The sequence below is a fragment of the Ruminococcus flavefaciens genome, assembly GCF_900143025.1.
In the GTDB taxonomy this organism is placed as follows: domain Bacteria; phylum Bacillota; class Clostridia; order Oscillospirales; family Ruminococcaceae; genus Ruminococcus; species Ruminococcus flavefaciens_I.
Map to the genome: position 1 here is coordinate 149,485 of NZ_FRCT01000001.1, position 25,283 is coordinate 174,767.

Genomic DNA, 25,283 nt, shown 5'->3' on the forward strand with positions numbered 1-25,283 from the left:
TCTATCAAAAAAGTACAATGCTATTTGTAAACCAATAGTATCATAACTATGTCAATAGCCCATGGTCTATTGACATACACAAAATCCGTTTCACAGAAATGCTTTTTGTGCTTTTGCAATATTGCAAAAATATACGACACCTTATTGAAAGATTGGAGCCGGTCGAGCCGGCTCCTACTTATTTAAGTATACCTTTCTTCATACTCCCTAAGCCGACGATAGAAAGTATTGGTCCGCAGACCCATTTCTTTCTGAAACCATACCGCCGTAATAGTTCCGGACTTCCACTGCTCATACAGCTGTCCGAACTTTTCCCAGTCGATACGGATAGGCTGCCGACCTTTATACTTTCCCTGCGACTTCGCAATAGCAATACCTTCACGCTGACGCTGTAACGTCTGTTCACGTTCAAGCTCGGAGAGTGCTGCAAATATAGACAGTACGAATCGCCCTTGCGGCGTATTGGTGTCTATGTTTTCTTTACTGCTCACAAGAGTAACATTTTTGCGCTGAAGCACGTCTATAATGTTGAGCAGATCTCGCGTTGAACGACCAAGTCTGCTGATGCTCTCAATGTACAGGGTATCACCTTCACGAACATATTCAAGCATAGCTTTAAGCTCGGGACGGTTAGCGTTCTTACCTGACATTTTCTCAGCGAATACACGCTCAACCTTATATTGTTCCATTATGGCTTCCTGCCTGGCTGTTTCCTGATGTTCGGTCGATACGCGGATATACCCAATCTTGCCCATCAGAAGGCACCCCCGTAGCAGTTCTCATAGATATCCTCACCGTATATATATTTCACATCACGTAGCGCTTCACGGAGCAGGCTTTGATCAGCAAGCATATCCTCCACCTCATCACAGGTGTAGCCGTACTCCAGCAAGAGTTCTACATCCGAGCTATTCACCCCGCAGCATCCGCAGTATGCCAGCAGTATCTCTTCGTGCATACTATAATAAGAAGAGAGGTCGTCATCATACCAGCTCATGTACTTGGAGCGATACAACTTAGGCTCAAACTGAGAACGTGTGATTTTACCGTTCCTGTCAATGCGGAGAATATCTCCCTCTGCTGTATCGATCTGCTTATTCTCGAACTTGTGTAAGCCCAGTTGTTTCAGTGCCTTCTTCATGATCGTCTCTGTACTGGCATATATGTAAAGGCCGATTGTCTCAAAGTGGAGCAGGTACATTGGGTTACTTCCCTTTATAATGTATAAGCTGTTGGTCTGATCCAGTACTGTGAAGGTGAAGTTGCCCTCAACAGTCTCAGCCATGTACTGAAGACTGTCAAAATCCAGCTTCCCTTGCTTTTCGATAAGCTGTACGCCGATGTAGCTGTCGGTGTCAATGTATGTTTTTGGTATGGTGCCATCCTTGCGCAGATCCTTATCATTCCATAGGACTCCGTTATGGGCGAAAGCAAACTCTTTGTCAGCATGACCAGCAAAAGGATGATTGTTGTAATTCTGCTTTCTATCGCCTTGGGTAGCCAGACGGGTATGCCCCATGACGGCTTTTGTGCCGTCTGGAGCATTGAAGTGTATCTTATGAGCAGGCTTTGCCCGTTTGAAGATAGTGATTTTTCCGTCATGAACATAGGAGATACCTGCGGCATCCGTTCCTCTTTCTTCTGCCGCATTAGCCAGTGCCTGGGTTAGCTTTTTTAGCACCCTGTAAGGCACTATTCCTTTATAATCAAGCCATCCGAACAATGCACACATTTTTCTTTCCTCCTTCTTATTTAAGCAGATCAATAAAATCGTATGGGTGTTCCATTTTTTCAATTCGCTTTATCACCCGATTTACCTTTCCTACCAAATGTGTTGCAGCCAGAATCGTTACAAGCCGCAACACAACCTGCGCATCCGAACGTCTGAATTCCGTAATCGGAAACTGTGGTATTTTCTTAATGATCTCAATCTTTTTCATTTTATAATTCCTCCTGTATTTCGATTTCTTCGTTTATGTATAATTTGCGTTCCTTTAGGTACTGTACCAGCTTAGGTTCAGTTATCGTATCGACGAACTCAGACCATGACATATTTGCTATACCATCATCTGTCAGATTGACAGCAAGGTCACAGATTGCATCAACAAGCTCAAGTGCTGCGATGAAGGTGTTATACTTGAGCGTACCTCTGAACAGTCGGAACTCGATAGTTGAATAATTCATGAGGTTAACTGCTGCATATCTACCAAGATTACCTTTCTTAGCTTTATCAAGTATCTCACGTCCTGTTTTCTCAAAGCCATATCTGGCGGCCCAACGGTTCATACTGTACTCGGTACGACGGCTGAACTTAAGCAGTTCATTCCAGTGATGCTCAACGAAATACAGGATACGGCTGATTACTTCTTCCTGTGTATCTCTGTCTTCTCCTAAGCAGTTTCTGTTTACATGGATATGCAAACCACATGTCGAAGTCTGATGGCTTCTATATCCAAGATATATTGCCTTTTTCATAATATCTTCCCACTGGAATTGCTTGTGATAGTCCAGACTCATGGGATGGGTTACGATCTCCATGCCGTCATCAAGAGAACCGTCGCCTTTGATGTAAATGTGTTCCTCGTCCTTATTTGCAACGGCAAGTATCTCGTCGGCATTTTCACTGTCTTTACCTGCTCCGTCTATCTCCAGTTCTACGCCGAAGTAGCGCTGGCTGTCACCGTAAAATATGGGTTCAGGCTTATAGCCGTAGTCATGAATACTACGGCATTTATCAACTTCATCGTGATAGCATTCCGAGCAGTAATCGTAACCGTCAAGATGATAAGCATCGTCTTCGTGTAATAGCGCATCACAGCAGCTGCAGCGTGTGTAGTGGTTGTGATAGCAGTGACTACATAGTGTGGTATAATCATCACCATAGCTTTCACTGGTCCATATGATAGCTCCACAACGATCACAAGTGGTTGTATGATTTTCAATACAGTCTGTACATATTACCTCACCGTCGATTGTTTCGTAATCTTCATTTTCGCTTATGATTGCTCCACAGTGAGAGCAATACATGACATTTCCGTTCTTTTCTTCCATTATAAAAACCTCCGTAAAATAGAAGAACCAGCCCCCGAAGGGGCTGGCTTTAATTTTAATATTCATCTGCTAAAAGCATAGTGCTGTGATCGCCGTCATCGATGATGTATAGTTTACTCATTATAGGTGCATCTGATGGTATAAGATATTTCATGCTGTATTCAGGCTCTTCTGAGCTGTGATTAATGCTCTGCATTGGACCTTCTGCACTCAGTTCAAACACCTGTAGATAGTCCTTCGGAACAGGCATTTTCTCAACACATTCCCACAGAAACAGCTGTAATTCCACCGGAATTGTATTATCAACGCCGCAGGTCAGATATCTGTTGTTATCAAACATTTAATGGTACTCCTTTCGTAAAATTTGATTACCACGAACATGGTATCAGTATAAAAATATATATCTGTAAATTACGAAAAATAGGAAAAGATTTATGGTATCACATTTGTCGTTTTTGCGGAATCTGCTAAGAATAATGAATTGTTGAAAGTTATTGTATTTGGAATTTAAAGAATTTTTTCTATATGAGTTAAATATGAATTATTTTTCAGGAAACTTGACTTTTTTATAGATATATGGTAAAATAAAGATACCATAAAATGAAAGGAGTGGCTGTTTGAGTTTGAATGAATATTAGTACGTTTTTTAGGGGCGTACTATGTCCATTCGACTCAAGCAGCCACTTTTTGTTATATCCGTATGTTTTCTACATAGATTTACGGATTGCATAAAGGCGTTGCTTCTCATAAGCATCAGAAACAAGGAATATCATTCCGCGTGGCATAGACCTCATGGTTCTGAGGTGGATAGGAGAAGTTGTATGGAAAATAAGGAAATCACAAGCAGAAACAATAAAAACAGAGAATTCGAAGAGGATAAAAAGCCTAAAAATAAAAAACTTCCTGAGTATAATAAACCTGAATCTTTTGAATTATGTACTTCGAATACGGATTCAAATGAAAAGGATATTAAAGATATTCAGGAATACTGTGATATGATTACAAATATTAATAGCGAAAGGTGTAATACATTTGCTAATACACTTGTATATCATATGAGAAGAATGGAAATCAGTATAGAAGAACTCTCAGAGATAACAGGCCTTTCCCGTACTATTATCAGTGATTATTGTAAGGGGAAGAAAAAGCCTGAAGATGCCAGAAATGTTATGACACTTGGTATAGGTTTAGAATTAGATATCGAATCTTTTTATGATTTATTTAAAAAATTCAATTATGATATTTACAATAATACAAAACAAAATATAGCTTATAGATATATTATTAATAGCTTGATATTAAGCTTAGATGAATGTAATAGAATTTTGCCTATTTTCGGAGAAGATAAGCTGCCATATAAGCGAAAAAAATGACACTTTAAGTTTATGACTATGCTTAATATAATTGCAAAAAACCGTTGAGCTTGATGATCGGCTCAACGGTTTTTTGCGTATTGACGGCTTTTATTTATAAACTTAAGGTTGCAAGGCGCTCTTGACGAATAATATTTTATCCTTATAATAATAATTAAGAGGTGTTAGTTTCAGAACTAAGCTGCTTCTTAAATAATGCGATAATGCAGATCGAGGTGAGAATTAATGAATAAGTATGAATGCTTAGGCGACATGTGGAAAGAGACCATTGAAGAACGTGATAATGATGTCATAGATAAGATGCTTGATTTTCATTTTGATCATGTTCTTGATCCTGAGCGAAATGAGCTTTGGATCAAAAAGGACGATGAGGGAAATATCTCATACCTTATCAAAGATGGTAATAATGCAGCCGAGAGATTTAACGAGCATGAATGCTTGATTTACGCTTGTGGCGGCGACAATACTACTGTATGGGATCTACTTCCGCCTGTTTTATGTATGGTTGACAAAGAATATCTTAATGATTTTATTAGTGATGATAGCGATGATAGCTTTACAGATATAATACCTGACGTACAAGAATATGTTGAAAGAGAAGCCCCAAACTTGATAGAAGAGGCTCTTGAAGTATATAAGTCAGACGAACACGGTCATATACGTGAGTATATCGAAGACATATATTATAAGCTTCTGGATGATATTGACGGATTAGCAAGTTAAAATCAAATCTTTGTTCTTGTGCGTGCAAATGCACTCCTTAAGAAAAAGCGATATCCCCGAGTTACTTCGGGGATATTGCTTTTTCTATAGCATAGTATGTATAATCAGGGTAAATTTCCCTCAAATCAAACTTGCCTTTATATCTTATGTCTTGTTTTGCTGTATTTATAAAAATATGGTATTATTGTATAAAAGGAAGATAATCGGAATTCACTCTTGACTTTGCTTTCCAGTTATTATTATAATATAAGAAAGACTAAAAGAAACTCATCGTATCTGCTTATACCGCCCGTTGATACGGGCGGCTCAGCAGTATATATAAATATCAGCAGTGATATCAAAACACCAATGCTGATAGGGAAAAGGAAGAAAAATGATAATTAACACAGGTATGCGGACGGATATATCCGCGTTTTACTCTGAATGGTTCATGAACAGAATACGTGAAGGCTACGTTCTTGTGCGTAACCCATACCGTCAGGACTGGATAACCAGATATGAGCTTGATCCTGAGGTTGTGGACTGTATAGCGTTCTGTACCAAGAATCCTGCTCCGATGCTTAAACACATCGACGAGCTCAAACGCTTTCATCAGTACTGGTTCGTGACGATAACTCCATACGGAAATGATGTTGAACCGAACGTTCCACCTAAAGAACAGGTCATGCAGGACTTCATAACATTGTTTCAAGCAGCAGGTATCAACTGCATTGGCTGGAGGTATGATCCGATATTAATTGATAGTACCTATACTCTCGAACGTCACATATCTGACTTTGATACGATGTGTAAAACTCTTTCAGGTTATACAGAAGTATGCGTTATCAGCTTTATTGATCTGTATGAAAAGGTAAAATGGAACTTTCCGCAGGCAAGAACGGTTACGCCTAAGGAACGCATCGCTTTCGGAAAGGCTTTTGCTGAGATAGGAAAGCGTTATGGTATAACAATAAAAGCCTGCGCTGAGGGAAATGATCTTGCTCCATATGGTGTGGACTGCAACGGCTGTATGACTCAGGAAACCTTTGAGACAGCTATAGGTTGTTCTCTTGATATACCTAAAAAGAAATCCCAGCGTGCGGAATGCAGCTGCGTACTTGGAACGGATATCGGCGCTTACGATACCTGCGGTCATCTCTGTAAGTATTGTTATGCAAATTATAACAGAGAGAACGTAAGAAGAAATATCCGACAACATGATCCTAAGTCACCGTTCCTTGTTGGTACGCTCTGCGAAGGCGAAGTAATCCATAAGGCGGAGCAGGTTAGTTGGCTCAATAATCAACTATCATTTTTCTGAATAGTTTTTATCCTCTCTTTATGAGAGGATTTTTTGTACCTCTTGCAATTGCCGATAATATTATTTTTTTGAAAATGAGTACTATGAATTAAAAAATGTAATACATTTGCCCATGTTAACCTGTATTATTTATTTATATAATAATAAATAATTATTATATATTAAATAATATAATAATATATTATACACGTGTGCGCGTATATTCAATGTATGCATTTTTTAATAAACAGTAAAGGAGAATTCATTATGTGTAAGATTAAAACTATTTTAACACACGTAAGAATACCGGAAGATATCATCGATGATATTAAGAGAGAAGCTGAGAAAAAGGGTACAGACATCTCCAAGGAAGTTGTTTATATGCTTAGACACTATAAACACCCATTGACACCTTTTGTAGTGATCAAGATACAGAACATTGTTAATCGTGCGTGTACGATTGCGATGAGATATGCACCTGACATAGTCAGAGAATTACAGAGGGACATGAATGAGTTATGGAAATACTTAAAGTAATTCATCATACACAGGGAGGAGAAAAATACAGATATACCGCCCCTAGATATGCACTGGACGAAAGAAAAGTTATGTGGCAATGCTTTGGAGTTCAATTATTTGATCCTATAGCTATCTACCAGCAGATGAGAATTGTTTCAGACTTTTGGGGCAATACTGGAAAGAATACGATATTTCATTTTGTTATATCATTTTCAAAGGAAAAAGTTAAAGATGCATTTACTGCTATGAGGTTCACAAAGGAGATCTTTGACTACTTGTTGCGTTATCATCAGATAGTTATTTCAATACATAAGGAAGATCAAGGCGGTTCGTTGTATCATGCTCATGTGATAATGTCCACCACCAACTATCTTGACGGAGATCTATTTGAAGACAAGGACGAAAACTTTTTTATCATTGCTCAGAGAATTGCAAATGCTACACGCAGTAGCTGTTTATTGGAGATTCTCTATTCTGTAGGAAAAACAATGCAGGATACAGATAAAAACCAAGATGAAAACATGAACAAAAAGGAAGGGTTCAAGAGGATATTCTCTCCTCAGTGGGAATAAATAAATACTGATATTGTGATCTGAATAGTTATTTTCTAACAGGACAGCTTGCTATATATGCTTTACTTCCGGCCTTTGTGCCGGAAGAGCTGTTCTGTATATTGATATCAATGGGTACTGTGTTTGTGTGAAAACAATAGTGATGCTGCAACTTACCCCATTAAAATTACAACTTACCATTGGATAATTACAGCTTACCGAAATACTGTTGATTTGCAGTGACGTGTCCTTTATAATATTCATATGATACCAAAAGGCAAAAATACATTTGCAGTTATCGTATCAATTCCATTATAATTTTAAGAGAGGAAGTATTATGAATAACAAGATCAAACACAGCATTGCAGGCATATGTGCAGCAGCAGTTATCTGTAATCCTATCGCATCATCATCTGTAATATCTGGTGTCAAACAAGATACTTTAGTCGCATCAGCAGCTGAAAGCGGAACTGTTCAAAAATCGGGAACATGGTCGGGATACGACTTGATATATAACGATGAGGCAGCAGGTTGCAGACTTTGCTATACTATCAATAACGATCACGTGATCATCACAGGCTGCGAAACAAGCAAAGCTAATACTCGAATAAGGATACCTAAGCAGATAAAGGACAAAGATGTTACAGGGATTGCTGATAATGCATTTAAAGATCAGACTAATATCATAGAGGTGCATTTCTATGGCAAAAATGAAATATACTTAAAATGCAGTCCATATGGCTATGTAGAGTATAGAGTGCTCGGTTATCAAGGCGGCAGTTCAATCTCGTATATAGGGGAAAGTGCATTTGAGGGCTGTACTAACCTATCTCTTGTAAGAGTTGGTGATAAAGAGCTTTCCGTAGGTAAATCTGCATTCAGCGGCTGTAATAATCTTACAAGTATAAGCTTCTATAATTCTTCAAACCGTACAATTTCTCCTGTATACGGTGATATCGGTTCACGTGCTTTTGAAAATACAGGATTTACGACTTTTACCCCTTCAAAATGCAATTCTATCGGCAGCAGATGTTTTCAGAAATGCGGAGCTCTGACTAATGTAAAGATCAAAGCGGAATCTATCGGCGAATACTGCTTCAGCAGAGCATATGAAGTTAAAAATGCTGAACTCGATGTAAAGAAGATAGGTGCATATGCATTTTCGGGCTGTTCAAAACTGGAAAATCTTAAACTCACAAATACAGTAACTATCAGTAAGCACGCCTTTGAGAATTGTACTGAACTGAAAGTAATGGATCTGCCGAAAACCTTAACTACTGTCGGTGAGTTTGCATTTTATAAGACTCCCAATCTGCGCACGCCTGTACTTTTCCTGAGAGAAAACGGTGAAAGCCTTTACATAGGCAGGGCAGCATTCAACACCTCTGGAGTAGAATATGTTGTACTGAGCGGAAATATAAAAGTTGATGACTATGCTTTCTTCCAGTGCAGTTTAAAAGGTGCAGTAGTTGAAGGCAATGTTGAACTGAATCAATACGCTATCGGATTTATTGACAGAGAAAACGTAGCACCGGGATTTGCTATTTACGGCGATACTGATACAAACAAGTATGCCGAAGAATGCGGTGTTCCTTATATAAAGGCTGACAAGAGCCAGTCCTATAATAAGATCATCAATGAGAACAAAGCAAATTATAATGGTGCCCGTAAATTTCATAACGAAAACGGAAGTTGCGCAGCTATTGTAATAACACAGATGATGTATCTTACAAATAAGATCGACATTTATGATTATATCCCGAGAGAATACAAGGGAAAAACTGTGAGAGGTCTTATTGATGTACCTGCATTTGCAGGAATAGACGAATACAGAGATAAATACCCTGAATTCAGCGAATTAACGGAAAGAATAAATGAGATGCAAGCAGACAGGAACTACACTAATTATGTGAACTCCGCTTATCAGCTGCCTCTTACTACTGAGAATCTTGAAGGATACGCAAAACTGACTGAATACGGTCTTTCTTTCCCCGGTTACCTCAGGATCAGCACTCACAGACACGCAGTTGCTTGCTTCGGAATAGAAAAACTGGCTAAGCCAAGAACATTTGAAAATGCATACAAAGATCCGAGTATAGAGTATGATTACAGAATAATAACCTGTGATAATGGCTATATGTTCAAATATGACCAGAATGAAAATCTTATCGCCTGTGGATACGACAAAAATACAAGCGGAGATACCTGGATAAAAGCTGAAGATACATTTATCTACATACGCTCAAGTGACGGAAAATGCTATGAGCAGAGATATGATGATGCGGTCAACGTTGATACTTCCGAAAAAGTTCAGAAGTACAATAAAGAACAGATAACACTTGGCTCTCTCGAGTTATTACCCGCTTCAACCATTGAAAAGTACAAATAATACTTACATTTCTGAAAAGTGATATAGACTGCGCCGCTTAATGCGGCGTGTTCTATTATTTGCACTTTATAAATATATTTTATTATTTCGATAAGAAAAAACTGATATCAAGCCTGTGTATGGTGTGCAAAGTCTTTACTTTCATTAGAGCCTGTGATATAATTTAAGCAGGAAATACGTTTAAGCTCTCTGGGGAGAAGGAGAGGGCTCGGTTTAAGAAAAATTAAGTTTTTGATGTCGATTACGAATTCTGAAAAAAATACATTTCAAAAGGGCGTAAAAAGTGGCACTTTTTGAGCATTTTGGGAAAAGAATTTTTTGAAAATTCGTAATCGCTTCGGAAAAATGATGATTATTGAAATGATATACAGTGTATCAAGTTAGGGGGATCGGTGTATGGCATGCTATCAGAACTTAAAAGATTACCTTCAACACGAACAAATTAAGCTCATTGAAGGAGCAATTACGAAGCATCAAAAAAATGATGTGGACATAAATGGAAATACTCATATTGAGTCTCTTTACTGCACAGATGACGAGCGCAGTAATCAGAAAATGGAGCTCGTGGTTTCAGTTGCCTGCAATGATACTGCTTCTGAAAAGCAGTATTACAGAGTCATTCTTTTCGGAAGTCTTGACTTGAAGCTTAAGGATATTCGGGTTATAGAAGTAGGCGAGTGTGATAAGAGTGATATTCGTGATGATGAATTGCTAAACCATTTCATTCTTCCTGACGTAAGGGCAGAAGACTTAGAACGCATAGGCAATGAACTCTTTTCTTATTATAGTATGTTTGCTGGCATGAACGGGTACGGACTGTCATTAGGTAAGATTATCAGCAATATGAATGCTCCGATTTTCTTTGCCGACCTTTCTGATGACTGCCTCGGAAGAATCAACCTTGTTGAGGCTGACATCAAAACTTATCATTATAATATAGAAACTCAGCAGCTTCAAGAGGTCAGTGGACACGCTAAGCCTGGGGTTATCCTTTTAAACAAGAAAAAATACTATGACGATCAGGACGGTGAGCTTCTAATAACTGTAGCTCATGAGTTAGTACATTGGCAGTTCCATCAGAAGTTTTTTTAGCTCCTGGTATTGTTAGGCACAGACTCTGATACTATGAACTGTAAAGCGAAGCCTGTGATAATCTCTGACAGTATGACTGATATTGAGAAAGCCCTGCGTATTGCGGAGTGGCAGGCGAATTCCCTTGCAATGAGGCTTGCTATCCCTTCAAGCACTGTTGATGCCGTTAACAATGAGATTGCCAATGATCCGTCTACATACTACGAAAATTCTGGAGATAGAATGCAGGCTTGTGTAATAAAGTTTGCAAAAATCTACGGTGTATCCTGCTTTGTGGCAAAGGCGCGTATGCGGCAGTTGGGATATGACTTTGTTGACGGTACTATTCTGGAACATGAAGAAAACGGAAAGAAGATTCAGCATGCCCCGTTCTATTTTCAGCCTGGGACTCTTAAAGATAACGAGACATATGTGATATACCCTAAAGACTATAAGAAGCTGGTGCAAGAGAATAAAGATTTCGCTGCGCTTATAAGCTCAGGAAACTACATTTACCTCGGGTATGTTGTATGCAGGCTCAATGAAAAATATATCGATGTTGTCTTTGATACTGATAGCGTTGAATTTGTTCTCTCTGACTTTGCCCGTAATCATGCTGATGAGTGCTGCATAAAGTTTTGTTTAAAAGATAAAAATGCTGAAAACTATTATTCGCAATATCTTCATAGAGAATACTTGTGCAAGGAAGAGTTCTCAGAAACAAGTGAGTATTATTATAATAAGAAAACAAACGGACTTTCATCTCTTATAGAACATATGATAGAAGATGAAATTGAAAAAGAAGACAAAAAGGGCGTTGAGCTTATCCATAAAATGGAGGCAAAAGGAATTAAAGAGTTCCCTGAAATATTTACATATATTATGGATAAAGCCTCAAAGCCTCGCTTAACAAAGGCTGAAGTAGCTGAGGTCTTGGGCTGTAGTGACAAAACTATTCAGAATTATCGAAACGGTCAACAAGTGCCGGATAATATTGATACAGTTATGCTTATATGTTTAGCGTGTAAAACGAGTCCTAAAGTAAGCACATTACTTATAGAAAAAACAGTTGGTGGTATACCTGATATAGGCTTGCAAAAGACAGCGTATAAGTTTTTGCTCAAGTATACAGATACTTCTCTCAAATATTGGAATATGATACTTGGTAAATTTAAATTGCCGCGCATTAAGCGTCTTGGCGAAAAAACATAAAAATAAGGTTATTTTGTTTATAAAGATTGTAGGTATGACAAGGAAATGAGATTTCCTCTTTTGTAACAGAATACAGCCATAAAATCCTCATGTATATTTAATACATGAGGATTTTTGTTTATATTACGGGGTTTATGGGAGGAATTACCGATTCCTTTTAAAAGACATTAATATCTGATATAATTTCCATAGTAGGAAGTAATTTCTAAATATTATTACAACAGGAGGTTTTTACAAATGTATGAGACATTTGAAGAGGTTGCAATGGGCATTTCACGTGACGATCTCGATTACAGCCGATTAATCGGAAAACATAAAGAAGAGCTTGCTTCAAAAGTAGAAGAGCTATCAGAAGTTAAAGCTGCTGAAAAAAGCGCTGCAAAAATTGAAGTGCTTCGTTCCGAGATTACAAAAAAGGTGCGCTCAGAATTTACTCTTGAAGAAGGAACAAGACTTTTCCATTCGTCACCGTTTATCAGCGAAACAGTTGAAATTAATGGCGTTGTATTTACCGGAGCTAGTTTTATCGCCCATAAGGCGAAGAAGGATCCAGCTTACGATGAAAAGCATCTGGATCTGAATCCCTATAATGAGCATTGGCAACTGGAATACAAGACACGGGGACCTAAGTTTATCTCATCGGTAAAAATCACAGGTTGCCTTATTGTTGCGGCTTCAGGACCGGGAATTTGCTACGCATATTTGATTATGATAAAAGGACGAGCGAGCCCATTGATCTTCTTTAACGGGGATCTGAGTGACAACAGAATAATCTCAGAATTACAGCTTGAGGATACGTCTCTTGCACCTAAATATGTTGCTGAGGCGTTTCGTCGATCACTTCTCTTGTGTTCTGCGGTATACTTTTATTCACCTCCTATGCATGATGGCTGGTGTTTGCCCCCGAGAGGAGATCGTATATTCTGTTCATCGGAATACGACAACCTTCTCTTCAAACGTCTGTATAAAGAAAAGGGAATGCGTAACGTTTATAACGATATTATTCTCTATAAATCAAATCGTACATTCAACGAAGTTGCAGCCGACTATAACAGACTGCTTTCGGATACTCTTCCCGTAAAGGTCTGTACAGTGATCTCAGCTATGAGTCGTTTGTTGCCACAATTTCAGGAAGAGGGGCTTGTTCAAGACAGGCTTTGGGTTGTTGAGACTTCTGACGATGCAACTGCAAAAGATATGACAGCTGGACTACAGAACAGAAATCATCGTTCTATTGAAGTATTGTTTTCCTCAAAAAGAATTCTTTATATCGAGGAACAAATCAAGAGGTATGTTGATTGTGTAATGATCATTCGGCATTCTTCTGCAATAGGCTCGAAATACAAATTAGAGAACATACAAGAGTTGTTATCTGAGTTTTTTGCAAACTCTTATGTTGATGATTCGGTTAACCGTATGGTGCCGGTACTGATTATCGATAACGCTGGTGTTTTGTCTGAAGAATTGTCTATACATCAGCTATCACTAACCGAGCGTGTTCAAATTGAAAATCTTGAACAGGTTCAGAAGTTGTTGGGAGAACTCGACTATCATATCGTGAAAAATGCTGAGAAAAATCCTGGTGCGGTTAAGCAGCGCATAAAAGCGGTGATAACTGCAGCAAAGAAAATGGCAGCGACGCTTCCGAGAAGAAGTCAGAGTAACTCGGCAGTAATGTTTCTTTCTACAGCTATTCTGCTGAAGGAAGGCGGCATTCTGACTGAGGCTGATATACAAGCTATGCTTCAATGGCTTTGCAATGAGGTCAAGGAAAGAACGTCTTTGTGCCGCTATAATGCCCAAAAAATGGGTGATGTAGCGAGCAAGGCAGTAATCACTGGCAGAATAGATATAGGTATAGAGGTCGGACCGCCTTTCTGGACTCCTGATAAGGCTATGATTTCAAGTGATGGTTCATTCTGTTTAACGGAGGATCTTTTCAGTGATGAAATTTACTCTAATTCAGATGTTCCAGTAGGTATAAATAAGGCAAAGGAGGATTTAAAATCCACTGGTGACTTATTGACGTATTCAAACCCTAAGGGGAAACAGAAAATCTGGAAGGTTCAAACTGAGGACGGTAGCAAGAAACCAAGGCCTTTTTTAACGTTCTCAAGAGATTGGCTTTCTCAGGAAGCAAATCTCGTCATTGATGAGAAAGTTGCATCGGATAAATTCCACAAGCTTGATGAGCATATTGATAATTTCTTCCGATTTGTTAAGCACGAGCGGTTAGATATGTATGCTGGTCAGGTGATAACGGATTACAAACACGGTACTCCGTTCATCGCTGTGACTGGTGCTCCTGGTTCAGGCAAGACAGACTGGATGATGCAGCAGGTCGTTCAGAGGGTAAAGACTGATGATGGTGTCATTGTTCTTGATCCGACGAATGCTTTCCTGAAGGAAGAACTGCTTGCACATAATATTCCGGAAGAAATAATCGCTAAACATTTCGAATTCTGGGATTTATCGACGCAAGGCTGGCCTGTAAATATTATGGACTTTGATGACTGCAAAAATACAGCTCAGCGTGTGCAAAAACTGTCGAGCCTTCTGATATCAGGATTGCATCTGACAGGAGCAAACCAGAAATTTATTCTTGTTGATAAATTGGCTGAATTGCTTGAAAAAAATCATCTGAGCACAATTTCTGAACTTGCCGTATTACCGGCTGCATTCGACAAGAACGACGATGAAAAGAAGCTGGCTATAAAGCTGAGGGCACTTTTCAGTATGGTCAATATGCATCAAGATACAGTATTGAGTTGGGGCGACCGTCTCTCTGCTAAGGGAAAAGTCCTGGTCATTTCAAGCGGAAACGCTGTTGCTAATCCACTGGTGAATTCCTTTGACATACTTCTCGACACGTTGTATGCATTTAAAGATAAGAACAGGGACGGCAAGATGACGGTGATACTTGACGAGGTTCAGACTTTTAACCATGGTAAAAAAAGTACTCTTGTCAGCATACTCAGCAGAGTAAGAAAGCTCGATATATCCGTTATTCTCGCATCGCAGGACTATCTGAATGCAAGTCTTTCAGAGGTTTATAAATATTGCGGCACGCATATTTTGTTCAGACCGTTAGGAGAAGAGTGCATAAAGGCAGTAGCCAAGTTCACCAAGCTTGATGAAGATGTCATCAGGACACTTCCTGACTTTCACTGTGCTGTCATGGGGGATGTTTATAGTACGTATTATGGAACGAATGTTAAACTTGAAACAGCTATTTTAGGTATTACATATCGTCCTTCGTATGATATAGGCAGCTCTACTGATGAAAAAGTGGTAAATGATCATGCTGTAAACTATAAAGTTTACGTTGATGTCAAGGCAGTACGAGCTGCAACACCTGCGACAAACGATCTGAAAAAATCCTGTTTTGAGAAAATTTAAGTGGGAAAGGTGACAATGCTATTTTAAATGAGCTGCACATATCTGCTTCTTGCGGACATGTGCAGTAAAAATGATAATCATGTTATCCCCTTACGGGGATAACGAATAATAAATAATTAATAAGGAGAAGATCAATATGAATGAAAATGTTAAATCAATCGAAAATATTCCCGTAATGCTGGGAATCAAGGAGACTGCTAAGAACTTCGGCATTGCCGAGCACCATGCACGTCAGCTTGCACTGCAGGGACTTGTGAAGGCAACTCGTGCAGGCAAGAAGATACTTATAAACCAGCAAAGCGTGGCTGACTATTTCAACAGCTGTACTTTAAGCACAACTGATGTTGCTATTGTCAAGCCTATTCCGTTCATGATCAGATGATAAACAACTGATATCGAGGCGAGAACAATGGCTAACGTTAAGGCAAATAAGAACAAGGACGGTACTATCATATCGTACCGTATAAGAGTATCTGACGGCTGCAGCGTTGACGGAAGGCAGCGTTTCCAGACTATGACATGGAAGGTACCGCGCGGCATGACTGAAAAGCAGGCAGCAAAGGAAGCGGAGAGGGTAGCTTTACAGTTTGAGGACGAGGTCAAGAATGGCCTTGCAGGTTCTCAGCGTTCGCTAAAGCTGGTAGAATTCGTACCGATATACCTCGATATCAAGAGGGATATCCTTTCTCCGCGAACCTTTGAGTATTACGCTTCCATCATTGAGAAAGTAATAATCCCGTTGCTGGGGCATATGAAGATTTCTGAAATCAGAAGTGCGCATATTCAACAGTTCGTGCGCTATCTTCAAAGGGAGAACCCGGGTACATCGCCTGCGACTATAAAGAAGAAGCTTGCTATTCTGCAATCCATGCTTACTCAGGCGGTAAAGCTCGATATAATCCCTATGAATCCTGCTGACGCGAAAAGGCTTACTCTTCCGAAAATGGTAACTCCAAAGGTGGAGATATTTTCGAAGCAGGAGGCTGCTGAAATGCTTGAGTGTTTGGAGCAGGAAGAATTACAGTATCAATGTCTTGTGCTGCTCGCCATTATGACGGGCTGCCGTCTCGGTGAACTGATAGCACTGAAATTCAGTGACATCGACTACAATACGAACAAGGTCACTATCGAAAGAAGTGCGTATAAGTGCAAGGGGAAGCCTATAGCATTAAAACCCCCGAAAGATTACGAAGTGCGCACTATAACGATCACCGATGACTGCATTGAGCTTATAAAGCTTCTGAAGGCTGAGAAAGAACGCGAACGCATGAGACTTGGTACTGCATGGATAGGTGATGAATGGCTGTTTACACAGTGGAACGGCAAGATTATGAACCCTCAGACTCCGACAAAATGGTTTGGCAAATTCCTGGAAAAGAACGGGCTTAAACACCGTAAATTCCACTCTCTGAGACATACGTCGGCGACGCTGCTGCTGTATGGCGGAGTAAATTTACAGCAGGTTAGGACCCGTTTGGGACACGCTGATATCAGCACAACAAACAAATATCTTCACTGTCTTGCCGAAGCTGATACAGAAGCTGCAAGCGTACTTGGCAGTATGCTAATAAGCAGGCATAAACATAGTGAGGAGCAGGCGAATAACAATACGCAGAAGACAGGATAACAGAGCAGGGACTTCCCATTCGGAAAGTCCCTGTTCTTTTCTTTTTCGGAGTTTTTTCTGTAACTGCTCAATGGGGCGTATAAAAGCAGATAATAAAAAACAGCAATTACTTTACTAATTTAACTACATTAACAGATGGGGAGTAAAATCGTAATTATATTTGTTTGGTATTACCACTGGAGAAACAATATAATTTACAAAATATGTAATCTGTTAACATATACGAGATAAATATATCTGATAAGCTGATATACTGATTGTAATACAAAATAGTGAATATACAAAAAATTAAATTGGTGTGCGAAAAAGATATAGCAAATGTGCATAATTAGCGCGAAACAAAAAAATAATTGTTGATGATTGACAAAAAACGTCGATAGTTCTTGTAAAACTGGTAAAAATGTGGTATCATTAATTATATCGCATCATATGAAAAATTTATAAATATTCTAGAAAATCTACAAAATGTATAATATTTTGCACTATTTACTAACGATATAATTCCCTGGGATTTGAATAAATGAAATAAAAAATAATTCTGAGATGGAAAGAATATTAAAAAAGGATAATAGCTACTTGATCAAGGTCATAATTTCACTACTTTTAAGCAAATTGTGGCTGTTCATTATTGTAACGATAATCGGTGGCGCAGAGACTTTTTGTTACTCGAAATTTGCGATGCCGCTGAAGTATTCTTCTCATATTCCGATGTATGTTCAAAGTATCATTGTCGTATACTTCCTATGATTGACGATGGAGCTAAAGATGTAGAAACATCACTTGCGATGATAGAGATGATGAAGGAACAAGGGGGAGAGCGAATTGTTGCAACTTAACATTTCTACGTACATCAAGAAAAATCAGTGCCTGAGTTCCTTAAAAAGGCAGGCTGACTTTGAAAAGATAAAGGACAAGGCTGTTATAAATGACATTATTCTTGGTTTTGTAAATATGATGGTCGTATGTATTAAAATTGGCGGGTTGATATAAATCGCTATATTTATGGCGGTTGATATGAGTTTGTTAATTTCCACACGGGCGATCTAAGGGGAACATGACCGCAATGACCATGGTCTATGATTATTTCCAGAACCATGGTCTCTCATTTTTACATATACATATAAGATTTTGTTACATATTTACTTTGTTTTAAATGATCACTCTTTTCGAAGAATGATCATCATAATAAATTTTCACTCATTTCTTAATAAGGGAGGTATATGTATGCAAAACTTGCTTATTTTAGGCGCTGGACAGTACGGAATGGTGGCTAAGGAAATTGCCGAGTCAATGAGGAAATATGATCATATTGATTTCCTCGATGATAACAATCCGATTGCAGTAGGTAAGTTGGGGGACTTTGAAAATCTAAGCAATGTTTACGATTCTGCGGTTGTAGCTATAGGCAATTCGGATTTCCGATTAAAGCTCATCGAAGAACTTCGTAACAAGGGGTACAATATACCATGTCTGATTCACGAACGTGCATATGTTTCACCGTCTGCTAAGATAGGTATAGGTTCATTTATCGAGCCTATGGCTGTTGTGCATACGGAAGTAGTAGTTGAGACAGGATGCATTATTTCCGCAGGTGTTATTATAAATCATAATAGCACTATCCATAAGGGCTGCCATATCAACTGCGGCTGTGTTGTAAAGGCAAGAGCAGAGATTGATGAAAAAACACGAACAGGGTATAACGAGATATGTGATACCCCCGTCAAGCATGAGATTCGTGTTGCTGTGTGATTAAAATTGGGTGGTTAAGTATTCTGACAGATTGTCAGGTTAGTGAGGAATGATAAAATGAAAGAGCAGACTAAAAAGAATTTGAAAACTGCGGCAAAAGCCACAGGAATAGTTCTTGGGGCTACATACTTGGTTATGCGTCGAATAGCAAAGAAACAGTATCCAGCTTCGGTTTATGCTAATAAGCCTGAGGAACAGAATCCTGTTGAGGGAAGAAAGGTCGTTTTTGTCGAGAATAAGAATGATCCAGTGAATGCAGACGGTAAATGCGGACATCTTGAAGTTGTTGAGAATAGTACTCATTTTCCTACGTTTTATGAGAAGTATGTTAAGCGTGGATTTGATGTTGTTCTCTCGTTTGGAGGGTTAGTAGTTCTCTCACCGATTTATGCTATAACAGCAATAGCTATAAAGAAGGATGACCCGGGACCGGTTTTCTTTAAGCAGAAGCGAGTTGCACAGAACAAAGGTTATTTTGAATTATTGAAATTCCGGTCTATGTCTGTGAACACGCCAAGTGATGTGCCGACGCATATGCTTCAAGGTGGTGGCATCACTAAGGTAGGAGCATTCATTCGTAGAACAAGTATCGATGAGCTTCCTCAGCTTTGGAATATCTTCAGAGGTAATATGAGCGTAATAGGACCTCGTCCTGCTCTTTGGAATCAGGACTATCTTACTGCTGAAAGAGACAGGTATGGTGCAAATGATGTGAAACCAGGACTTACTGGTTTGGCTCAGATCAGCGGAAGAGATGAACTTGAGCTTGAGAAAAAAGCTAAATTGGACGGTGTTTATGCACAGGCTCTTAAATCAAGTAGTTTGAGTGGCTTCCTTATGGATATGAAAATGTTCTTTGGATCAATAACATCTGTATTAAAAAGTAAGGGTGTTGTTGAAGGGGGTACAGGAGCTATTGCAAAGGAAATAGAAAAAGCTAAGGAAATAGAAAGTAAAGATAAAGCTATATGAAAAAGATATTAATTACAGGTGCCGGTAGTTATATCGGCACCTCATTTGAGGCATATATGAAGAAATGGCCTGACAAGTATCAAGTAGAAACGCTGGATATGATTGGCGATGACTGGATGAAGTATGACTTCTCTGGCTATGATTGTGTTTATCATGTTGCAGGTATTGCTCATTCTGATAATGGAAAAATCAGCAAAGAGAAGGCAAAGCTTTACTATGAGGTCAACACAAAGCTGACAATTAGAACTGCTATGAAGGCAAAGAAAGCCGGTGTGAAGCAGTTTATCTTTATGTCTTCTGCAATTGTTTATGGTGATAGCGCACCGATTGGTAAAAAGAAAATAATCACGAAGGACACACCTGTTAGTCCGGCAAACTGTTATGGTGACAGCAAGGTTAAGGCCGAGAAAGGCTTGAAGAAGCTTGAAGATGAAAGCTTCAAGGTAGTTATTCTCCGACCTCCTATGATCTATGGAAAAGGCAGCAAGGGCAACTATCCGCTGATGTCTAAGCTTGCTCAGAAGATGCCTATATTTCCATATGTTGATAACTGTCGTTCTATGCTCTATATTGAGAATCTTATGGAATTCGTGAGATTGATGATTGAGAATGAAGAACGCGGAACATTCTGGCCACAGAATGCAGAATATAGTAATACTAGTGAGCTTGTAAAGATGATTGCTGCAGAGCATTGTAAGAGAATAATTCTTGTGAAAGGTGCAACAGTACCGCTTAAGATGGCTGGTTTAGCCACCGGACTTGTTGACAAGGCTTTCGGTAATTTGGCTTATGATAAAAAAATGAGCAAGTACAAGGAAGAATATAGGAAATATAGCTTGAGAGAAAGCATAAGAAAAACGGAGGAATAGATGTGAATATATGCATTGTTAATTGCTTTGATACATATGAGCATCGTGTTGATCTCCTCCGGGATGCCTTTACATCGCAAGGACATAAAGCTATCGTTCTTGCATCGGATTATAAGCATATCGATAAGAAAAGAAGAACGGAAAAGAAAAACGGATACATATTCTTCCACGTAGAAGCGTATAACAAAAACTTATCTGTTCAAAGAATGAAATCTCATAGTCACTTTTCTCGTGATGTCACTAATTATATAGAAAGAAATATTGAAAAAATAGATTTGATATGGGCGTTGATACCACCAAATTCACTGGTTAGGGATTTATCAAGAATTAAGCGCAATAATCCTAAAGTTAAACTGATTTTTGATTTGATTGATCTTTGGCCTGAAACAATGCCAATAGGAAAGGCTAAAAGCTTTTTCCCGTTTACTTATTGGCGTGATCTTAGAAACAAATATTTAAAGGTAGCTGATTATATTGTTACAGAGTGCAACTTGTACCGAAAGAAACTGAAAAGCTTTCTTAATGGAATGAAAGTCGAAACGCTATATCTTGCTCGCCCTTATATTGAATATGTTCCCAACCTACATATGCCAGATGATAAAATATCTTTATGTTATCTTGGTTCTATAAACAATATTATTGATATAGATACCATAGTTGATATAGTTGAACAATGTCAGAAAAATAAGCCTGTAGAATTACACATTATTGGAGATGGAGAAAACAGAGATAGTTTAATCACTAAGGTAAAAGCTACAGGAGCAGAAGTTATCTATCACGGTAAGATATATAGTCGTGAAGAAAAACAGTATATACTTGATGGTTGCCATTATGGTCTTAATATAATGAAAGATTCTGTATGTGTAGGACTTACAATGAAAAGCATGGATTATTTTGAATTTGGGCTTCCGATAATCAATAATATTCATGGGGATACTTGGGATATAATCAAAAGGAATAAATGCGGTATTAACTATGATAATCATTTCTTTTTGGAAGAATTATCAGCTTATAATGGGGAGCGCCGCAATAATGCCAGAAAGTTTTTTAAGATTCTACTGACTACGGATGCTTTTAATAGGAAACTTTTTAAGATTATTAAAATAGTAAATATATAAGATAGAGGTGATAAAACTTGATCGATGTTTTATTGGCAACATATAATGGTGAAAGATATATAGAAGAGCAAATAGAATCCATTCTTGCTCAGACATATCAGGATTTTAGGATACTTATTAGAGATGATGGTTCAACCGATGGTACAGTTCCGATAATTGAGAGATATGCGACGAAATATCCTGAAAAGATTGTTATTATAAAAGATGGAAAAAAAGGTGGGAGTGCTGCCAAGAATTTCTTTCATCTTATCGGTGCTGCTGAATCAGATTATGTTATGTTCAGTGATCAAGATGATTACTGGCTTCCAGATAAAATTGCTGTAACCTATAGAATAATGCAAAAAATCGAACAAAAAAAAGGAAAGAATACTCCCATATTGGCATTTGCAACATATAAAGCCGTTGATGGTGAATTAAAAGATACTGGATTTAATGAAAAGAATAATCAAATCAGTGCATTTAAACTGGATTTCAATCATCTTCTCGTTCAAAACTATGTAACAGGGTGCTTGACGATGGTAAACAAAGCATTGTACACTAAATGCGGGGATTTTGATGACAGAATTCTTATGCATGACTGGTGGATGGCACTTTTAGCTAGTAGTTGCGGAGTAATATACCACATTCCAGATGTTGTAATGCTTTATAGGCAGCATGGCGATAACGAAGTCGGTGCCGTAGACGTAAAAAGTTTACGTTATAGAATTGATAAATTTCTGGATAAAAAGACATCATCAATGCAGTATTTGTATTTGGATCAAGCAAAGTTGTTTATGAAAAGATATGGTAGAATTATGCCTGTTGAAGAATACAATTCGTTAAAAACTTTTATTTCGATATATAGTTATAAATTTAAGATTAAGAGAATGCATGTATTACTAAAAGGAAAATATTTAAAGGGGGATATAGTGAGGGCAATTGGACAATTGTGGTATATATAATCTGGTTTTCCGTGAGGTGAAATAATGATATTTACGAAGAAAAATGCCACAATAAATTTGTTAGTAATATTTCTGGTGGTATGCGTTTTTTTTCCGGGTGATCCTTTTCATATTAAATTGATTTCTTTTTTCCTAATACTGGCATTAAACATTAGTATAGTATTGAAAGAATTAAAAAAGAATGATTATTTGATGTTCTTTGGTGTGCTTTTTCCGATTATTTTAATATTTCAGACCTTTTTTGTGTCACACAATTTAGGTTCGGCAATCTCAGGAGCTTATCCTGCAACACTAATTTTAATTCTTCCTGTTGTTAGACACTATGACATAAAATATGACAAATATTTGCTAAGAATTGTTGGAGGTTCTGTATTATTAATTGTCCTCATTGTGCTTATTGATTTTATTGGCGTTGTTGATATTAATTCACCATGGTTTATGCGAAATGCGTTTTATGATTATGGAATGGGAATAATGGGAAAGTCTCCAATGTATTCGTTCTATTACAAGGTCTTCCTAAAAAGTTCTCCATTAATAGTTTTGTTGATAAATGATTCACTCAAGAAGAAAAAAATAATAATTACTGCTTTATCAATACTCGCTATGCTGTTTACAGGAACTAGAGCTAATGTTCTGCTTTGTGTTATATTTGTGCTGTATGTTTTGGCTTTTAATTATGAAAAAAAAGGCAAAGAAAAAGTGATAGTAACATTTTTAGTCGTTAGTATTCTTATGTTTTGTTTCCCGTTAATATATGAATACATAAATGAGATAATGTCTTCAAAAGGTGCGATTGCATCTGATGAAATAAGAGATGGACAAATGAGAAGCTTTATTGAGATTTTTTCTGATCCGTTTAATTTAATCTTTGGAATGGGATTAGGATCACCTTTTTTTAATTATGGTAGAAATGCATATACAACAACAGCTGAGTTTTCATATCTTGAACTGATGAGACAAATAGGAGTTCCGTTATTTGTAGTGTTTATGTATTTCGTTTTGAAACCTTTAACATCTAGTATAAGCAAGCAAGATAAGATGACTTATATTTGTTATTTAATTATTGCATTTACAAATCCCCTTTTGTTTTCTTCAACTGCTTATTTATTGTATATTTTTGTATATAACAATACAATTGAGTTAAAACAATGAGCATAGTTTGATGTTGGTAAGGCGTTACTTAGTATAAATAGTACGCCTTTAAATGCAGGTGAAATAATTAAGAAGAGATTAACATTATGAAGGCGTTGAGATGAAATGAAGATTTTATATGTAAGCCACGAAAAAAGACTGAATGGAGCAAGTAAATCGTTACTCAATATCATTGATAAAATGAAAGAAAATGGACATATGATTTATGTTTTAACTCCATATCGAGATGGTGCTTTTTATAATGAGCTATTACATAGATCATATGTAAATGTAATTATAAAACCATATTTTTTTTGGTGCCAAGCTAAAACAAAAATTGGGTGGATAAAAAACAAAATAATGTGGCCAATTTTTAGAAGTCAAGTTAATAGAATATCGGCAATGATTGTTTCAAATTATATTAAAAAAGAAAAGATTGACATTATTCATACTAATACTAGTGTTATAAATATAGGTGCGCTAATTAGTCATTATAGTAGAATTCCACACATTTGGCATATAAGAGAATTTGGAGATTTGGATTTTGATATGCATTATTATGAACCAGTAAAAAAAGTTTATTCTTTTATGAATAAAAATACAGACAGGTTTATATGTATATCCAATGCCATAGCAAATCATTATTCTCTTTTAGATAAAAACAAAATAAGAATAGTATATAATGGCATAGAAGAATCTAGCATTATTAATATAAATAAAAAAAATGATTCGGAAAAGATCCGGATATTAATTGCCGGAGCTATTTACATCGGAAAGGGCCAACATGAAGCAGTTGAAGCATGCGAGATTTTATTAGATAGAGGAATCGACAATTTTGAATTGTTGATTGCTGGCGAAGGTGAAGTGTATTTTAATATAAGTAAAAAAGTTGAGAATAACATAAAATTTCTTGGCCATGTAAACAAAATGCGGGAATTACGTAAAAATATTGATATCGAATTGGTTTGCTCAAGGTGTGAGGCTTTTGGACGCGTTACAGCTGAAGCAATGTTAGCTGGTATTCCAGTTATAGGAAGTAATACTGGCGGTACACCAGAGTTAATAGAAAATGGAACCGATGGCTTCTTGTACGATAAAGGAAATGCAGTAGCACTTGCCGACAAAATTGAGTTTTTAATTAATAATCCTAGTATTCGTAAAGAGATGGGTGGAAAAGCACAAAATAAAGCAATTCAACATTTCCTTATTTCAACGTGTGTGAAGGAAATCGAAAAGGTGTATTATGAGGTTTCAACTGAAAATGAATATGAGTAAAGGAGGAAGCACATAAATAGTGCGAAGATAAACG

24 protein-coding genes are annotated in these 25,283 nt (G+C 37.6%); 19 read left to right on the top strand and 5 right to left on the bottom strand.

The features are described 5' to 3' along the window. Nucleotides 1-182 precede the first annotated feature (182 nt). The 5 genes from BUB28_RS00655 to BUB28_RS00675 are packed head-to-tail and all read right to left on the bottom strand — an operon-like array spanning nt 183 to nt 3,391. The gene (locus BUB28_RS00655; RefSeq protein WP_072947753.1) at nt 183-755 is read right to left on the bottom strand and encodes a recombinase family protein; all 573 of its coding nucleotides are present in this window, start codon (nt 753-755) and stop codon (nt 183-185) included. Then, nucleotides 755-1,732 (bottom strand): class II glutamine amidotransferase, encoded by a 978-nt coding sequence (locus BUB28_RS00660; RefSeq protein ID WP_072947754.1) that lies wholly within the window; start codon nt 1,730-1,732, stop codon nt 755-757. Before BUB28_RS00660 ends, BUB28_RS00655 begins: the two co-directional genes overlap by 1 nt. A gap of 16 nt (nt 1,733-1,748) precedes the next feature. Further along, a complete protein-coding gene (locus tag BUB28_RS00665; protein WP_072947756.1) occupies nt 1,749-1,940 on the bottom strand; it encodes a hypothetical protein in 192 nt (63 codons plus the stop codon). 1 nt (nt 1,941) lies between these two features. Next, nucleotides 1,942-3,051, bottom strand: a complete 1,110-nt coding sequence (locus tag BUB28_RS00670; protein WP_072947757.1) for an amidoligase family protein — start codon at nt 3,049-3,051, stop codon at nt 1,942-1,944. A gap of 55 nt (nt 3,052-3,106) precedes the next feature. Then, nucleotides 3,107-3,391: a DUF960 domain-containing protein gene (locus BUB28_RS00675; RefSeq protein ID WP_072947759.1), complete on the bottom strand. Its 285-nt coding sequence runs from the start codon at nt 3,389-3,391 to the stop codon at nt 3,107-3,109. A 481-nt stretch (nt 3,392-3,872) separates the two neighbouring features. On the opposite strand from BUB28_RS00675, the gene BUB28_RS00680 reads away from it, so the two are divergent. The 19 genes from BUB28_RS00680 to BUB28_RS00765 all read left to right on the top strand — a co-directional run bounded on the left by BUB28_RS00680 (nt 3,873) and on the right by BUB28_RS00765 (nt 25,249). Beyond that, nucleotides 3,873-4,424: a helix-turn-helix domain-containing protein gene (locus tag BUB28_RS00680; RefSeq protein ID WP_072947761.1), complete on the top strand. Its 552-nt coding sequence runs from the start codon at nt 3,873-3,875 to the stop codon at nt 4,422-4,424. 225 nt (nt 4,425-4,649) lie between these two features. Beyond that, complete coding sequence (locus BUB28_RS00685; protein WP_072947762.1) at nt 4,650-5,147, top strand: hypothetical protein; 498 nt, start codon at nt 4,650-4,652, stop codon at nt 5,145-5,147. Nucleotides 5,148-5,520: 373 nt separating this feature from the next. Continuing rightward, nucleotides 5,521-6,447, top strand: coding sequence for a DUF1848 domain-containing protein (locus tag BUB28_RS00690; protein WP_072947764.1), 927 nt, complete (start codon nt 5,521-5,523; stop codon nt 6,445-6,447). Between the two features lie 246 nt (nt 6,448-6,693). After that, complete coding sequence (locus BUB28_RS00695) at nt 6,694-6,963, top strand: hypothetical protein (RefSeq protein WP_072947766.1); 270 nt, start codon at nt 6,694-6,696, stop codon at nt 6,961-6,963. Then, a complete protein-coding gene (locus tag BUB28_RS00700; RefSeq protein ID WP_072947767.1) occupies nt 6,945-7,517 on the top strand; it encodes a relaxase/mobilization nuclease domain-containing protein in 573 nt (190 codons plus the stop codon). Before BUB28_RS00695 ends, BUB28_RS00700 begins: the two co-directional genes overlap by 19 nt. A gap of 316 nt (nt 7,518-7,833) precedes the next feature. Further along, on the top strand, nt 7,834-9,885 hold the full coding sequence (locus BUB28_RS00705) for a leucine-rich repeat domain-containing protein (protein WP_072947769.1): 2,052 nt from the start codon (nt 7,834-7,836) through the stop codon (nt 9,883-9,885). Between the two features lie 396 nt (nt 9,886-10,281). Continuing rightward, nucleotides 10,282-10,977 (top strand): hypothetical protein, encoded by a 696-nt coding sequence (locus BUB28_RS00710; protein WP_072947770.1) that lies wholly within the window; start codon nt 10,282-10,284, stop codon nt 10,975-10,977. Between the two features lie 72 nt (nt 10,978-11,049). Next, a complete protein-coding gene (locus BUB28_RS00715) occupies nt 11,050-12,168 on the top strand; it encodes a helix-turn-helix domain-containing protein (RefSeq protein ID WP_139277483.1) in 1,119 nt (372 codons plus the stop codon). 237 nt (nt 12,169-12,405) lie between these two features. Continuing rightward, nucleotides 12,406-15,567, top strand: a complete 3,162-nt coding sequence (locus BUB28_RS00720) for an ATP-binding protein (RefSeq protein ID WP_072947773.1) — start codon at nt 12,406-12,408, stop codon at nt 15,565-15,567. A 136-nt stretch (nt 15,568-15,703) separates the two neighbouring features. Next, nucleotides 15,704-15,949: a helix-turn-helix domain-containing protein gene (locus tag BUB28_RS00725; RefSeq protein ID WP_072947775.1), complete on the top strand. Its 246-nt coding sequence runs from the start codon at nt 15,704-15,706 to the stop codon at nt 15,947-15,949. A 27-nt stretch (nt 15,950-15,976) separates the two neighbouring features. Next, nucleotides 15,977-17,194: a tyrosine-type recombinase/integrase gene (locus BUB28_RS00730; RefSeq protein WP_072947776.1), complete on the top strand. Its 1,218-nt coding sequence runs from the start codon at nt 15,977-15,979 to the stop codon at nt 17,192-17,194. Nucleotides 17,195-17,853: 659 nt separating this feature from the next. Next, entirely contained in the window at nt 17,854-18,030 is a 177-nt protein-coding gene (locus BUB28_RS16885; RefSeq protein WP_175547778.1) for a CpsB/CapC family capsule biosynthesis tyrosine phosphatase, read from the top strand. Between the two features lie 388 nt (nt 18,031-18,418). Then, the gene (locus BUB28_RS00735; protein WP_072947778.1) at nt 18,419-18,943 is read left to right on the top strand and encodes a PglD-related sugar-binding protein; all 525 of its coding nucleotides are present in this window, start codon (nt 18,419-18,421) and stop codon (nt 18,941-18,943) included. Nucleotides 18,944-19,000: 57 nt separating this feature from the next. Next, the gene (locus BUB28_RS00740) at nt 19,001-19,915 is read left to right on the top strand and encodes a sugar transferase (RefSeq protein WP_072947779.1); all 915 of its coding nucleotides are present in this window, start codon (nt 19,001-19,003) and stop codon (nt 19,913-19,915) included. Next, entirely contained in the window at nt 19,912-20,784 is an 873-nt protein-coding gene (locus tag BUB28_RS00745; RefSeq protein ID WP_072947781.1) for an NAD-dependent epimerase/dehydratase family protein, read from the top strand. The genes BUB28_RS00740 and BUB28_RS00745 overlap by 4 nt, the downstream gene beginning before the upstream one ends. Nucleotides 20,785-20,786: 2 nt before the next feature. Beyond that, on the top strand, nt 20,787-21,902 hold the full coding sequence (locus BUB28_RS00750) for a glycosyltransferase (RefSeq protein ID WP_072947782.1): 1,116 nt from the start codon (nt 20,787-20,789) through the stop codon (nt 21,900-21,902). A 17-nt stretch (nt 21,903-21,919) separates the two neighbouring features. Continuing rightward, nucleotides 21,920-22,843 (top strand): glycosyltransferase family 2 protein, encoded by a 924-nt coding sequence (locus BUB28_RS00755; protein WP_072947784.1) that lies wholly within the window; start codon nt 21,920-21,922, stop codon nt 22,841-22,843. A gap of 24 nt (nt 22,844-22,867) precedes the next feature. Beyond that, nucleotides 22,868-23,995 (top strand): O-antigen ligase family protein, encoded by a 1,128-nt coding sequence (locus BUB28_RS00760; protein ID WP_072947785.1) that lies wholly within the window; start codon nt 22,868-22,870, stop codon nt 23,993-23,995. Between the two features lie 105 nt (nt 23,996-24,100). Beyond that, entirely contained in the window at nt 24,101-25,249 is a 1,149-nt protein-coding gene (locus BUB28_RS00765) for a glycosyltransferase family 4 protein (protein WP_072947787.1), read from the top strand. Nucleotides 25,250-25,283 lie beyond the last annotated feature (34 nt).